The sequence below is a fragment of the Flavobacterium flavipigmentatum genome (genome assembly GCF_020911905.1).
GTDB lineage: Bacteria > Bacteroidota > Bacteroidia > Flavobacteriales > Flavobacteriaceae > Flavobacterium > Flavobacterium flavipigmentatum.
Genome location: NZ_CP087133.1, coordinates 1,698,557 through 1,712,270 on the forward strand (window position 1 = coordinate 1,698,557; position 13,714 = coordinate 1,712,270).

The 13,714-nt window shown below is 34.8% G+C and carries 13 protein-coding genes and 1 pseudogene; 11 read left to right on the top strand and 3 right to left on the bottom strand.

Features of this window, described 5'->3' with window-relative positions; genetic code table 11:
- Positions 1 to 104: 104 nt before the first annotated feature.
- Positions 105 to 1,421, bottom strand: a complete 1,317-nt coding sequence (gene ahcY, locus LNP22_RS07685) for an adenosylhomocysteinase (protein WP_210664540.1) — start codon at positions 1,419 to 1,421, stop codon at positions 105 to 107.
- A 308-nt stretch (positions 1,422 to 1,729) separates the two neighbouring features.
- On the opposite strand from ahcY, the gene LNP22_RS07690 reads away from it, so the two are divergent.
- The 6 genes and pseudogenes from LNP22_RS07690 (at position 1,730) to LNP22_RS07715 (ending at position 8,760) form a co-directional block, all read left to right on the top strand.
- Complete coding sequence (locus tag LNP22_RS07690) at positions 1,730 to 2,374, top strand: 4'-phosphopantetheinyl transferase family protein (protein ID WP_229976030.1); 645 nt, start codon at positions 1,730 to 1,732, stop codon at positions 2,372 to 2,374.
- 46 nt (positions 2,375 to 2,420) lie between these two features.
- Positions 2,421 to 3,146: a phosphoglycerol geranylgeranyltransferase gene (locus tag LNP22_RS07695; protein WP_229976031.1), complete on the top strand. Its 726-nt coding sequence runs from the start codon at positions 2,421 to 2,423 to the stop codon at positions 3,144 to 3,146.
- Between the two features lie 20 nt (positions 3,147 to 3,166).
- Positions 3,167 to 3,790 carry a nicotinamide riboside transporter PnuC gene (gene pnuC / locus LNP22_RS07700; RefSeq protein ID WP_210664543.1) on the top strand — a complete coding sequence of 208 codons (624 nt, stop codon included), beginning with the start codon at positions 3,167 to 3,169 and terminating at the stop codon, positions 3,788 to 3,790.
- Complete coding sequence (locus LNP22_RS07705; RefSeq protein ID WP_229976032.1) at positions 3,751 to 5,865, top strand: DUF4301 family protein; 2,115 nt, start codon at positions 3,751 to 3,753, stop codon at positions 5,863 to 5,865. Before pnuC ends, LNP22_RS07705 begins: the two co-directional genes overlap by 40 nt.
- Positions 5,865 to 6,269: pseudogene (arfB, locus tag LNP22_RS07710) on the top strand (alternative ribosome rescue aminoacyl-tRNA hydrolase ArfB). Before LNP22_RS07705 ends, arfB begins: the two are co-directional and overlap by 1 nt.
- Positions 6,270 to 6,552: 283 nt before the next feature.
- Complete coding sequence (locus tag LNP22_RS07715; RefSeq protein ID WP_229976033.1) at positions 6,553 to 8,760, top strand: TonB-dependent receptor; 2,208 nt, start codon at positions 6,553 to 6,555, stop codon at positions 8,758 to 8,760.
- A gap of 43 nt (positions 8,761 to 8,803) precedes the next feature.
- Here LNP22_RS07715 and LNP22_RS07720 read toward each other — a convergent pair whose 3' ends face one another.
- Positions 8,804 to 9,217: a Rieske (2Fe-2S) protein gene (locus LNP22_RS07720; protein ID WP_229976034.1), complete on the bottom strand. Its 414-nt coding sequence runs from the start codon at positions 9,215 to 9,217 to the stop codon at positions 8,804 to 8,806.
- A 155-nt stretch (positions 9,218 to 9,372) separates the two neighbouring features.
- On the opposite strand from LNP22_RS07720, the gene greA reads away from it, so the two are divergent.
- Complete coding sequence (gene greA, locus LNP22_RS07725) at positions 9,373 to 9,849, top strand: transcription elongation factor GreA (RefSeq protein WP_210664548.1); 477 nt, start codon at positions 9,373 to 9,375, stop codon at positions 9,847 to 9,849.
- A gap of 52 nt (positions 9,850 to 9,901) precedes the next feature.
- On the top strand, positions 9,902 to 10,291 hold the full coding sequence (locus tag LNP22_RS07730) for an HIT family protein (RefSeq protein WP_210664549.1): 390 nt from the start codon (positions 9,902 to 9,904) through the stop codon (positions 10,289 to 10,291).
- A 50-nt stretch (positions 10,292 to 10,341) separates the two neighbouring features.
- On the opposite strand, the gene LNP22_RS07735 is transcribed toward LNP22_RS07730, so the two are convergent.
- Positions 10,342 to 11,490: a sensor histidine kinase gene (locus LNP22_RS07735; protein ID WP_229976035.1), complete on the bottom strand. Its 1,149-nt coding sequence runs from the start codon at positions 11,488 to 11,490 to the stop codon at positions 10,342 to 10,344.
- Between the two features lie 160 nt (positions 11,491 to 11,650).
- Between LNP22_RS07735 and LNP22_RS07740 the strand changes: the two genes are divergently transcribed.
- The 3 genes from LNP22_RS07740 to aat all read left to right on the top strand — a co-directional run bounded on the left by LNP22_RS07740 (position 11,651) and on the right by aat (position 13,710).
- Positions 11,651 to 12,526, top strand: a complete 876-nt coding sequence (locus LNP22_RS07740) for a flavin reductase family protein (protein WP_229976036.1) — start codon at positions 11,651 to 11,653, stop codon at positions 12,524 to 12,526.
- A 30-nt stretch (positions 12,527 to 12,556) separates the two neighbouring features.
- Entirely contained in the window at positions 12,557 to 12,928 is a 372-nt protein-coding gene (locus LNP22_RS07745) for a DUF3127 domain-containing protein (RefSeq protein WP_160375588.1), read from the top strand.
- 134 nt (positions 12,929 to 13,062) lie between these two features.
- Entirely contained in the window at positions 13,063 to 13,710 is a 648-nt protein-coding gene (gene aat, locus LNP22_RS07750; protein ID WP_229976037.1) for a leucyl/phenylalanyl-tRNA--protein transferase, read from the top strand.
- Positions 13,711 to 13,714: the final 4 nt, after the last annotated feature.

Here is a 13,714-nt window from a genome sequence, read left to right on the forward strand (position 1 = left end):
GATTTTAGATTAAAAAACAAAACCCGACAGGTTTTTAAAACTTGTCGGGTTTGATATAGACAATCGAAGAAATCTAAAATCAGAAATCTTCAATCTACAATTATTTAGTATCTGTAGTATTCTGGTTTGAATGGACCTTGAACTTCTACACCAATGTAGGCAGCTTGATCGTCGCGTAACGTTTCTAACTCAACGCCTAATTTTGCTAGGTGCAAAGCAGCTACTTTTTCATCTAAATGTTTTGGTAACATGTAAACTTCGTTTTTGTAAGCAGCACTGTTTTTCCATAACTCAATTTGAGCCAAAGTTTGGTTGGTAAATGAGTTACTCATTACAAAACTTGGGTGACCTGTAGCACAGCCAAGGTTTACCAAACGACCTTCGGCAAGAATGATGATGTCTTTTCCAGCGATAGTATATTTGTCTACTTGTGGTTTGATTTCGATTTTTGATGCACCGTGGTTTTTGTTTAACCAAGCCATATCAATTTCGTTATCAAAGTGTCCGATGTTACAAACAACGGTTTTGTCTTTCATTTGCTCGAAGTGAGAACCTAGAACGATGTCTTTGTTTCCGGTTGTGGTTACGATAATATCGGCAGTTGCAATAACAGTGTTTAGTTTTTTTACTTCAAAACCGTCCATTGCAGCTTGTAAAGCACAAATTGGGTCGATTTCTGTAACGGTTACAATAGATCCAGCACCTCTAAAAGAAGCAGCAGTTCCTTTTCCAACGTCACCATATCCGCAAACGATTACTCTTTTTCCGGCTAACATTAAGTCAGTTGCACGACGTACAGCATCAACAGCAGATTCTTTACAACCGTATTTGTTATCAAATTTAGATTTAGTAACAGAGTCATTTACATTGATAGCCGGCATTGGCAATGTTCCCGCTTTTACTCTTTCGTACAAACGGTGAACACCAGTTGTAGTTTCTTCAGACAATCCTTTGATTCCAGGAACCAATTCCGGGAAACGATCGATCACCATGTTGGTTAAATCTCCACCATCATCAAGGATCATGTTCAATGGTTTTCTGTCTTCACCAAAGAATAAAGTTTGCTCGATACACCAGTCAAACGATTCTTCGTCAAGACCTTTCCAAGCATATACTTGGATACCTGCAGCAGCAATAGCAGCAGCAGCCTGATCTTGTGTAGAGAAAATGTTACAAGAAGACCAAGTAACTTCTGCACCAAGAGCGATTAAAGTTTCGATCAAAACTGCAGTCTGGATAGTCATGTGCAAACATCCGGCGATACGAGCACCTGCAAGAGGCTGTTCGTCTTTATATTCAGCACGAAGTGCCATTAAACCTGGCATTTCAGCTTCAGCTAGTTCAATTTCTTTTCTTCCCCAAGCCGCTAGAGAGATGTCTTTTACTTTGAAAGCCACATAAGGCGTTGTTGTAGTACTCATTATATAGTATATTTGTATATTGTAAAATTTTTGCAAATTTACGGAATAGCTTTTTAATTTTGGCTACTTTCTTTAAGATTTGTGAAATGTTTAATCACTTAATCTTTTGCATCTTAGATAAATATTTGATTGTTGTACTACTCATATTCAGACTAAGAAGCTAATCCTGCTGTCCGCTGTATCTTTTCCTGGCTAAAGAAGCCAGAAAAAGGATGCCGCTCCCATCAGGGCTAAAAATTAAAATGTACGAGAACTTTTGGTTTCAAAATACTTTCAGTAGACAGCTATAATTCATAATTAGAAAAAGAATGCCTTTATATCAAACCATACAGTGTAACGCAACCACCAAAATTCTAGTTTGGAAAATAACCGAATCGTACGAGGAGTTATTCAGTAAGGTAACGCTAAAAGAAAAAACGCAACTTAGACTTAGCGGCATGAAGTCTGAGCTGCACCAACGTGCTTTTTTGAGTGTTCGCATGCTGATTCAGGAAGTGGGTTTTACCGACCACGATTTGCATTATGATGAATTTGGGAAACCTCATTTTGATTGTCAACATCATATTTCGATTACACATTCGCATCATTTTGCGGCCATTATTATTAGTCTGGAAACAGTAGGGATCGATATAGAATTACAGCGTGACAAAATTCTTCGTATTGCTGATAAATTTGTAGAGACTGAAACAAGTTATCTCAACACAACCCCTGTTGCTGATTATGTTCGGGAACTTACCGTGATTTGGGGAGCCAAAGAAGCTATTTTTAAAATAAGAAACGAAAAAGGAATCAGTTTTAAGGATCACATTCAGGTTGAAGCTTTTTCTTTAGATGAAAATCAAACTCACGCCAGCCTTCATTTTGAAGGTTTGATCAAAGATTTTGAAGTCAATTATGTAGAAATAGAGAATTTTACTTTAGTCTATGCTTTTGAGAAGCGTGAATCGTTTTAGTTTTTAATAAAATTGCATTAAAAAAACTTTTACTTTTACGCCTAATATGCAACAAAAATTACCCAATATTTATCAGCAAATTATCCAGGCGAAGTGCGATGGTCAAAAGTTACTCGCGATTCTTTTGGATCCAGATAAAATCGATTTAGAAAAATTAGATCAGTTAGTATTAAAAATAAATACATCGCCAGCTACTCATATTTTTGTAGGGGGAAGTATTGTTCAATCAACTATTTTAGAAGAATTAATTACTAAGCTAAAACAAAAAGTAAAATTACCTATTGTGCTCTTTCCTGGCGATCCCACTCAAATCTCTCCTCAGGCAGATGCTATTTTATTCTTATCTTTATTGTCTGGTAGAAATCCGGATTACTTAATTGAATATCATGTTCAGGCGGCGCCAATTTTAAAAAGTACCAATCTGGAAATTATTTCTACAGGATATATTTTGATAGAAAGTGGCACCGAAACGGCCGTTGCCAGAGTAAGTAAAACACAACCTTTACAAACAGAAAATGTAGATTTGGTTTTAGCTACGGCACAAGCTGGAGAAATGTTAGGCAATAAATTAATGTATTTAGAAGCAGGTAGCGGCGCTAAAAAGGCAGTTCCTTTGAACATTGTTCAGTTGGTTGCTCAAAATCTTAAAATCCCTGTCATTGTTGGTGGAGGAATTGTAGATTTGCAAGGAATTCAAAATGCGTATGAAGCAGGTGCAGATTTGGTAGTTATAGGAACCGCTTTTGAAAATAATATTCATTTTTTTGATTAGAAGAACTTAAAAAAGTATAAATGTTTGAATATTTTTTTGCCCAATATAGAGAGTATCCCACGTTTGATATAGTGCTGGAAATTGTGGCCGTAATCTTTGGTTTGCTGAGTGTCTGGTATGCCAAGAAAGATAATATTCTGGTATTTCCAACTGGTATTGTTAGCACATTGATTTATGTGTATTTGCTTTGGAAATGGACTTTGTGGGGCGATATGATGATCAACGGATATTATTTTGTAATGAGTATTTACGGTCTCTATCACTGGACAAGAAAAAAAGGCGATGTTGTGGCGTTTCCTATTTCCAGGGCGACTAAAAAGGAATTGATTATTGGGATCGGTATTTTTAGTGCAACTTTTATATTTGTGGCTCTGATCTATCATTTTTTTAATAAGTTTACCAATTGGTATTCGTATGTTGATACATTCCTTACGGGTATTTTTTTCGTAGGAATGTGGCTTATGGCCAAAAGAAAAATTGAGAATTGGATATTATGGATTATAGGAGATATAATTTCGATTCCTTTATATTTTGCTAAAGGAGTTACTTTTACCAGTTTTCAGTACTTAGTATTTACAATTATTGCCATTTTTGGCTATTTAGAATGGAAAAAAACCTTAGACAGCAAAAAACAAATATCCTAAAAATTGCTTTATTTGGCCCTGAAAGTACAGGGAAAACGACATTGGCAAAACAGCTTGCTGCACACTATAAAACGCAGTGGGTTCCTGAGTTTGCGCGTGATTATTTGCAAAAAAAGTGGGAAGAGAGTAAGCAAACCTGTGTTCTTGAGGATTTGATGCCTATCGCATACGGGCAAGTAGCATTAGAAAATGAAAAGTTAGCAACGGCAAAAGACTTTTTGTTTTGTGATACCAATTTGATGCTTACTAAAGTTTTTTCAGAGATTTATTATGATTTTTGTGATCCTTTACTCAACGAAGCCGCTGTCGAACACGAATATGATTTGTATTTTTTGACCGATATTGATGTGCCTTGGGAGAAGGATGATTTGAGAGATGATCCTGTAAAAAGAGATACTTTTTTTTCGGTTTTTAAGCAAACCTTGGTAGATAAAAACATTCCTTTTATTACAATTTCAGGTAATAAAGAAACACGGTTAGAAAAAGCAATTCACTGTGTAGAAGGTTTGGCCAAAGCAAAAAAACTTGAACTTTCATCTGCCGATTTTGTTCAGATTTATGAGCATGGAATTTCTTTAGATTCGATACAAAAACAATTAAACATATTTCAAAAAGGAATCGCTAAAAGCAAATTAATAAGTCCGGCTACTATAGGTAACGGAATTTTGAGTTTGTCTGAAGTTGAGTTTCAAGAAAAAGCTACCTTTTTTGATGATAAAAAGAAGAATTTGAAACTTCAAAAATTTGTTCCTGCTTCTGGCGCTGCGAGCAGGATGTTTAAGTTTTTAAGTGTTTTTTTGGAGGATTTTAACAGCAAGAAAGAAACGATTAATGCTTACATTAATAGAAAAAAAGACACCGAATTGCCCATGTTTATTGTAGCAATGGAGAAATTTCCTTTTTTTGATGCAGTAAACAAAAAGCTTCATGAGATTTATCCTGATTTTGAGAATCTCAAAAGAGATACTAAAAATTATTATTTTATAAAAATATTGTTGTCTTCTGATTATTTCGATTTTGCCAATAAACCAAAAGCAGTATTGCCATTTCATTTGTATGATGATCATCTTGCGAATCCAATTGAGGAACATTTAAACGAGTGTGTTTATTATGCAAGTGCTAATCAAGTTTCGAATTTACACTTTACAGTTTCAGAAGCACATCAAAATCAGTTTGAAGAAGCGATTGCCGCTGTAAAAAGCGAAATTGAAGCCGCATCAAAAATCAAAATGGAGATCAGTTATTCGTACCAAAATAGAGGCACAGATTCTGTTACAGTAGACAAAGAGAATAATTTTGTCCGTAATAAAAATGGGGCATTAATTTTTAGACCGGGTGGCCATGGAGCTCTTATTGAAAACCTGAATAAACTTGATGCGGATGTTATTTTTGTTAAAAATATAGACAACGTTATACAGGGAGATGTAGAAGTGATAGCCTTGTATAAAAAAGCTTTAGCAGGAATTTTGCTTGAGTTGCAGCAACAGATTTTTAGTTATTTGCACCGTATCGAAAACAATAAAATAACCGAAAATGATATAGCGGATATTCTTTTATTTTTGAAAGAAAAACTGAATATCGAAATAACGACTTATTTTTATAAATTTACTTTTGACAATAAAATTAATGTAATCAAAGAGATTTTGGACAGACCCATTCGTGTTTGCGGAATGGTAAAAAATGAGGGAGAACCGGGAGGCGGACCGTTTTGGGTTCAAAATGAAGAAGGTAAAATGTCGCTACAAATCGTAGAGACTTCACAAGTAGATTTAGCAAACAAGAGACAACAGTCGATTTTAGTCTCAGCGACACATTTTAACCCAGTTGATTTGGTTTGTGGAATCAAAAACTATAAAAAACAAAAGTTTGATTTGACTCAGTTTGTAGATCATACAACTGGTTTTATTGTTGAAAAAAGTGTTGAAGGCAGAACAGTAAAAAGTTATGAATTACCAGGACTGTGGAATGGCGCAATGGCCAATTGGCTGACGGTTTTTGCGGCGGTTCCGCTGACGACTTTTAATCCCGTAAAAACAGTAAACGATTTATTAAAACCTGCTCATCAACCTCACTAATGGATATCGAGAAAATTATATCAGAATTGAGTTTTAAAGCCGTTAGAAGCAGTGGGGCTGGAGGACAGAATGTAAACAAAGTTTCCTCAAAAGTAGTTTTGACTTTTGATGTGAATGCTTCGCAAGCACTAACTGACCTGGAAAAAGCACTTCTTTTAATCAATATAGCGCCACGTTTGACAATGGAAAACATTCTAATTTTAAATTGTGACTAAGAAAGGAGTCAGCTTAAAAATAAAGAGATTGTCGTAAAACGTTTTCTGGATATCATTAAAAAAGGATTGTTTGTACCTAAAGTCAGAAAAGCAACTAAGGTTCCTAAAGCTGCGATTAGAAAGCGTATCAAAGACAAAAAAAACAATTCGGATATTAAACAATCACGCCGAAAACCGAACTTAGATTAAATTCAAATTTATTAATTCCAAATTCGAATTGAAACCTATATGAAGTTAGTTTTTTTTGGAATTTGGAATTTAATTTTTGGAATTTGTTTTTTAACACTACATTTGCACCGTCTCAAAGGGGTGCTCTAAATAACGAGCTGAGATCATACCCAAAGAACCTGAGCGAGTAATGTTGCTAAGGGAAAAAACGACAAATTATAGTGTAGAAACTTACTATGTCGTGAAACACATTTATTAATTTAACAAAAGAATAATTCCCCCTTTTATTCGTAATTTTTTACGGATGAAAACTTTTTTTTTAGGTGCTAAGGCACAAAGTTACAAAGGTTCTAAGGTTGTAAATCTTAAATCTATTCTCTTTCTTCTTTCTTCTATTTTTTATTCTCTTTTTTCTTTTGCTCAAGAGCAGGATTCAACCAAAGTTAATTCTCTGGATGAGGTATTGGTTTCTGCCGTTCGTGTAACGATCAAAACGCCGGTTAGTTTCAGTAATTTAGATAAAAAAGACATCAAATCCAGAAACTTAGGTCAGGATATTCCAATTCTAATGAATTATCTGCCGTCTGTAGTCACTACTTCTGACGCCGGAAATGGTTTTGGATACACCGGAATTCGAGTGCGTGGTAGCGATGCTACAAGAGTCAATGTTACGATAAACGGAATTCCGTATAATGATGCCGAAAGTCAGGGAACTTTTTGGGTAAATATGCCCGATTTTGCTTCTTCTTTAGAGAGTTTGCAATTGCAACGAGGAGTTGGAACTTCTACCAATGGTTCGGGTGCTTTTGGAGCTAGTTTGAATATGTTGACCGATAATTATGCGACGAAAGCCAATGGTGAAATCTCCAATTCTTTTGGGAGTTTTAATTCTCGAAAACACACCGTGAAATTTAGCACTGGTTTGCTAAATGATCATTTTGAGTTGGCAGGTCGCTTTTCAAACCTAAAATCAGATGGTTACATCGACAGAGCAAGTTCTGATTTGAAATCGTATTTTTTGCAAGGAACTTACGTTGGTAAAACGACTTTGATAAAAGCATTAGTTTTTGGAGGAACCGAAAAAACGTATCAGTCCTGGAACGGAATTGATGCTAAAACGTTAGCAGAAAACAGAACTTTTAATTCTGCTGGAAAATTTACAGATGAGGCTGGAAATATTCGTTTCTATGATAACGAAACCGATAATTACCAGCAAGATCATTATCAATTGCATTGGAGCGAATCGATTTCGGATAATTGGAGCAGTAATTTGGCCTTTCATTATACCAAAGGAAAAGGATTTTACGAAAATTATAAAGAAGATGCCGATATGGCTCATTATAATTTGCAGCCAGTAGGCTTGGTCACTACCACCGATTTGGTGCGTCAGAAGTGGTTGGACAATGATTTTTACGGAACCACTTTTTCATTAAAATATAAAAATGAAAAACTGGATGTAATTTTAGGAGGTGGTTGGAACAAATACGAAGGCGATCATTTTGGAAAAGTAATTTGGGCAAGATACGCTTCACAATCGGAGTTAGGGGATTATTATTACGATGATTTTTCGACCAAAAACGATGGGAATATTTTTGCCAAAGCGAATTATCAATTCACAGAAAAATTAAGCTTTTACGGTGATTTGCAATATAGAAATGTACAATACAAAGCAAATAGTGTAGAAACAGGTCTTGTTGATGACAGTTTTAATTTCTTCAATCCAAAAGCGGGATTGAATTACGAATTGAATCAAAAAAACACACTTTATTTTTCGTATGCCAGAGCCAATCGTGAGCCTAACAGAACCGATTATGAAGGCGGAAATGTAAAACCAGAAAAGCTAAACGATTTTGAATTAGGTTGGAGACTCGTTACAGAAAAACTACAATTGAATACCAATTTCTATTACATGGCATACAAAGACCAGTTGGTTCTTACCGGAGAATTAAACGATGTGGGTTCGCCATTGCGTGCCAACAGTGGCGACAGTTATAGATTAGGAATTGAGATCGATGCCACGCTTCAGCTTTCTGAAAAATGGTTTTTACAGCCTAACGTTACGTTAAGTCAAAACAAGAACAAGGATTTTTATTTTACAAGAGATGGTGTTTTGCAGAATTTAGGAGCGACCAATATTGCTTTTTCGCCAGAAATTATCGCAGGAAATCGTTTGACTTTTATGCCAATTAAAAGTCTGCAATTGTCGTTGCTATCAAAATTCGTTGGAGAACAATTTATGGGTAATATAGATTCTAATGTTTCAAAACTCGATAGTTATTTTGTAAATGATCTAAATGTTTCTTACGAATTTAAACCCAAAACCATTTTTAAATCAATACTGCTATCGGCTTTAGTCAATAATATTTTTGATCTAAAGTACGAAAGCAACGGATTTTTCTATACGTACGATGATGATTACTCTAATCCTCCAGCGATTACAACGATCGAAGAGGCGGGTTATTATCCGCAAGCAGGAACCAATTTCTTAATGGGATTGACATTGAAATTCTAATTTATTAAAACAAGCCTGAAAGTCTATGTTTTCAGGCTTGTTTTTAGTTATAAACATTGATCAAAGTTCCGTTTACCGAAACGCGATATTGTTTTAAGGGATACTCTTTTTTGCCAAGGCCCGTAAAAAGGCTGTATTCTTCTTTATCGCAGGAACAAACTGCATTGATGCCGTTGATCGTCATGGCAACACACGAATTTAAGGATTGGTTGGGACAAGCCGCATCAAAAGCATTGTAACCGCTTCCGGTATTAAAAATTATAACACCTTTTGCGCCGTAATTAGGTACAATGACAGCATTGCTTACAAATTTTAAGTTAGAATAAGCAGGCAAATTCATGTCTACCGAAAAATTTACGGTATAATTGGGTATATTAGGATTGTTATTGCTCCTTTCGCCATCGCCACAAGAAAAAAATATAACAGCAAGCAGTAGGAAAAGATAGGTTTTTTTCATTATTTTTTAGTGTATTAGTGAAACGAAATTAAATTATTTGGCTTTGAAATCTATATGATTAACATATAATTATGTACTATTAAAAATAATAGTATATTTGTAATAAGAAATCCCGTCCTGATGGGATTTTTTGTATTTATATAAACGATGAAGTTATGAGTAAAGTATCTTATTATACAGCAGAAGGGTTAAAAAAATTAAAAGATGAATTGGAGCACTTAAAAAGTGTGATGCGTCCTAAGGCTTCTCAAGATATTGCAGAGGCAAGAGATAAAGGTGATTTGTCTGAAAATGCAGAATATGATGCAGCCAAAGAAGCACAGGGATTGCTTGAAATGAGAATTTCGAAGCTGGAAGAGGTGTATTCGAACGCACGATTGATTGATGAATCGCAATTAGATGTTTCTAAAGCGTTGGTGCTTTCTAATGTAAAAATTAAGAATCAAAGCAACGGAATGGAAATGACTTATACTTTGGTTGCGGAAAGTGAAGCAGATTTAAAAACAGGAAAAATATCGGTTACTTCTCCTATCGGGAAAGGTTTATTAGGGAAATCTGTTGGTGAAGTAGCTGAAATTACGGTTCCGAACGGTATTTTGAAGTTTGAAATTCTTGAAATCTCAAGAGACTAAGTTATTGCGAGGAACGAAGCAATCTCACTATTAAGATTTTTAAAAATAAACAATGAGCAGCATATTTACCAAAATAGTAAACGGAGAGATTCCAAGTTATAAAATAGCTGAAGATGATAATTTTCTGGCTTTTCTGGATGTAAATCCAAATGCAAAAGGACATACCTTGTGCATTCCTAAACAAGAAATTGATAAAATTTTTGATATCGAAGACGATTTATATTTAGGTCTAATGGCGTTTGCCAAAAAAATTGCAGTAGCGTTAGAGAAAACAGTTCCATGCAAACGTGTAGGTATGGCAGTTGTAGGTCTTGAAGTGCCACATGCCCACGTACATCTAATTCCGTTGAACGAAATGGACGAGATGCGTTTTCAAAATAAAGTATCACTTTCTAAAGAAGAATTTGAAATTTTAGCTAAAAATATTCAGGCAAATTTGTAAAAATCGTATTCAAAATAAAAGAAATAAAAAGTGTAGTGAAAGTAATTTTACTACACTTTTTTATTTAGCTGAATCTGAAAAGTAGTTCCTTTTCCAATCTCAGAATGTAGTACTTTTATTTTTCCGTTATGATATTCTTCAACGATTCGTTTTGTCAGAGAAAGACCCAGTCCCCAGCCACGTTTTTTGGTGGTAAAGCCAGGTTCAAATATGGTTTTGAATTGCTTTTTTGAAATTCCCGTTCCCGAATCTTTTATATTAATTTTTACATGATGGTGGTCTTGCTCAATTTGAAGATCAAGTGTTCCTTTTCCTTTCATGGCATCAATTGCATTTTTTACCAAATTTTCTATCGTCCAGCTGTGTAATATTGGGTTTATCATGGCAAAAACAGGTTCTTTTGGCGTGTGATAAGAAAAATTAACTTGCTTAGAAAAACGAGATTGCAAATAGTTAAAAGTGTTTAAAGTCACAGCAATAATATCCTGTAATTCAAGTACAGGAACAGATCCTATTTTAGAAAAACGATCCGTAATGGTTTGCAGTCTTTCAATATCTTTCTCGATTTCTAAAGTGATTGACTCATCTATGTTTTCTGATTTTAACAATTCTACCCATCCGATAAGAGAGGATAAAGGTGTCCCAATTTGATGGGCTGTTTCTTTTGCCATTCCGGCCCAAAGTTTGTTCTGAGTAGCCATTTTGGTGCTTTTATAAAAATTGTAAATCAAAGCAATAAATAAAAAGATAATCAGCAGCAAGGCTATTGGATAATATTTTAATTTATTAAGTAACTCCGAGTTTCCATAATACAATTCCTGATATTTTCCAGGGGCATATTCGATTACAATTGGAGTGTTTTCGTTTTTTAAACTTTTCAAAAACGACATGGTTTTTTTTTCATCTTTCAGAATTTCTTCAGGAACATTTCGGGTACTTAAAATCTTTCCGTACATCGTCAAAATGACAGGAATAGAGGTGTTGTTACTCGAAATTTGGAGAGGTAGATCAAGATCGGTATTTTCGTCGGCGTTAATTAAGGCAATTTGGGCATTCGCCAAAAGCTTCATTTTTACACGTTCTTCATTTTTAAAAATTTGAAAAAAGATATAAGTGTTCCAGAGAATCAGAGAAATGATTGAAAAGGATATAAAAATAATGATCCAACGGGTGGTATTTCTTGGTTCAGAAAATTGCATAAACTAATTTTGAGGTATAAATATAACGAATTAAACACAGCAAATATTTTATGGGCATCTAAACATTTTTTGCTTTTAAATCTAAAACTATTTCTCTGACTTAAACGATTTATCTATTTTTGCAGTTATCAAATGAGATTCGGTTAAAACCAACAAAAATATGATTAGCATTAATCCAAAAGAAATTCCGACCGCAAAATTACAAGGTTACCTACAAAGTGCTATTGGGCCCAGACCTATTGCTTTTGCAAGTACTATAAGCGCAAAAGGGATTCCTAATTTGTCACCGTTTAGTTTCTTTAATGTGTTTAGCGCCAATCCGCCAATTTTAGTTTTTTCTCCATCGCGCCGCGTGCGTGACAATACGATTAAACATACTTTAATCAATGCCGAAGCTACTGGCGAAGTTGTGATAAATGTGGTCAATTATGATTTGGTACAACAAACCTCGTTGGCAAGCACTGAATATGGTGACGGAGTGAATGAGTTTTTGAAAGCGGGTCTTACACAAATTCCGTCTGATTTGGTAAAACCATACAGAGTTAAGGAATCTCCAGTACAGTTTGAGTGCAAAGTCACGCAAATTATTCCGCTTGGAACAGAAGGCGGAGCGGGAAATTTAATTTTATGCGAAGTGGTAAAAATTCATATTCATGAATCGATTTTAGACGAAAACGGCGCTATTGATCAATACAAGATAGATTTGGTTTCGAGATTAGGAAGTAATTGGTACTCAAGGTCTAATCAAGGGCTTTTTGAAGTTCCAAAACCACTTACTACTTTGGGTGTTGGGGTAGATGCGATTCCAAATTTTATCAAAGAAAGTACGGTTTTTAATGGTAATGATCTCGGAAAATTAGGAAATATTGAAGCCTTGCCTACAACAGAAGAAGTTAGTATATTTGTGAAAGAAAATTTTTCTGTAAAAGGAGTTTTAAGTTCAGATGATCAGGAAAAAATTCATTTAGAAGCAAAAAAATATCTCAATAAAGACGATATTTCATCGGCTTGGAAAGTGCTTTTAGCCAAAAAATAAGAAAAGAAACAATAATAAATAAAGAAGAAGATGGAAGTTACAGGAAAAGTAAAAGTGGTTAATCCAGAGCAACAAGTTAGCGCTGCATTCAAAAAAAGAGAGTTGGTTGTTACAACAGACGAGCAATATCCTCAACATATCTTAATCGAATTTACTCAGGATAAATGTGATTTATTAAGTAGCTACAAACAAGGTGAAGCAGTAAAAGTTTCTATTAATTTAAGAGGAAGAGAGTGGGTAAATCCACAGGGAGAAACAAGGTATTTTAATAGTATTCAAGGGTGGAGAATCGAAAGATTGGCACCGGAAGGTCCTGCTCAGACGCCACCAATGCCAGCAGCAGAAGCTTTTGCACCTGCTACGAATTTAAATGAAGATGAGCCAGACGATTTACCTTTCTAAAAAAGATTAAACCTCAAATAATAAATTCCAAATTCCAAATCATTACAAGTGCATTTGGGATTTGGAATTTTTGTTTTGAAAATTAAGTAAACACATTTTAAAATTTGGAATTTCTACGGTTATTTTTTTAAAAGATGCATTATATATTTGAAGAGTTGTTTTTTCCACCAGTATCAGAAGCCGATGAGGACGGTATTCTTGCTGTCGGTGGTGATTTGTCTCCTGCACGTTTAGAATTGGCATATAAAAATGGTATTTTTCCCTGGTTTAATGAGGGAGAACCCATTCTTTGGTGGGCACCAGATCCCCGAATGGTATTGTTTTTTGATGAATTGATCGTGTCAAAAAGTATGCGAAAAATTCTAAAAAGTAATCAGTTTAAGGTGACTTTTAATCAAAATTTTGCAGCTGTTATTTCAAACTGCCAGAAAATAAAACGGGACGGTCAAAACGGAACCTGGATTTCAAACAAAATGATTGATGCCTACTGTCAATTAAACGTGCAAGGCCTTGCGAAATCGGTTGAGGTTTGGCAGGATGACGTTCTGGTTGGAGGTTTGTACGGCATAGATTTAGGAGTTGTTTTTTGCGGTGAAAGTATGTTTTCTAAAGTGTCGAATGCTTCAAAAGTGGCTTTTATTGCCTTGGTTGAACATTTAAAAAAAAAGAATTACAAATTGTTGGATTGTCAGGTTTACAATCCTCATTTAGAAAGTTTAGGCTGCCGCGAAATTGAGCGTGAGGAGTTTATGTCTATTTTAGAAAATAAGAAGGCATTTTAAAGAT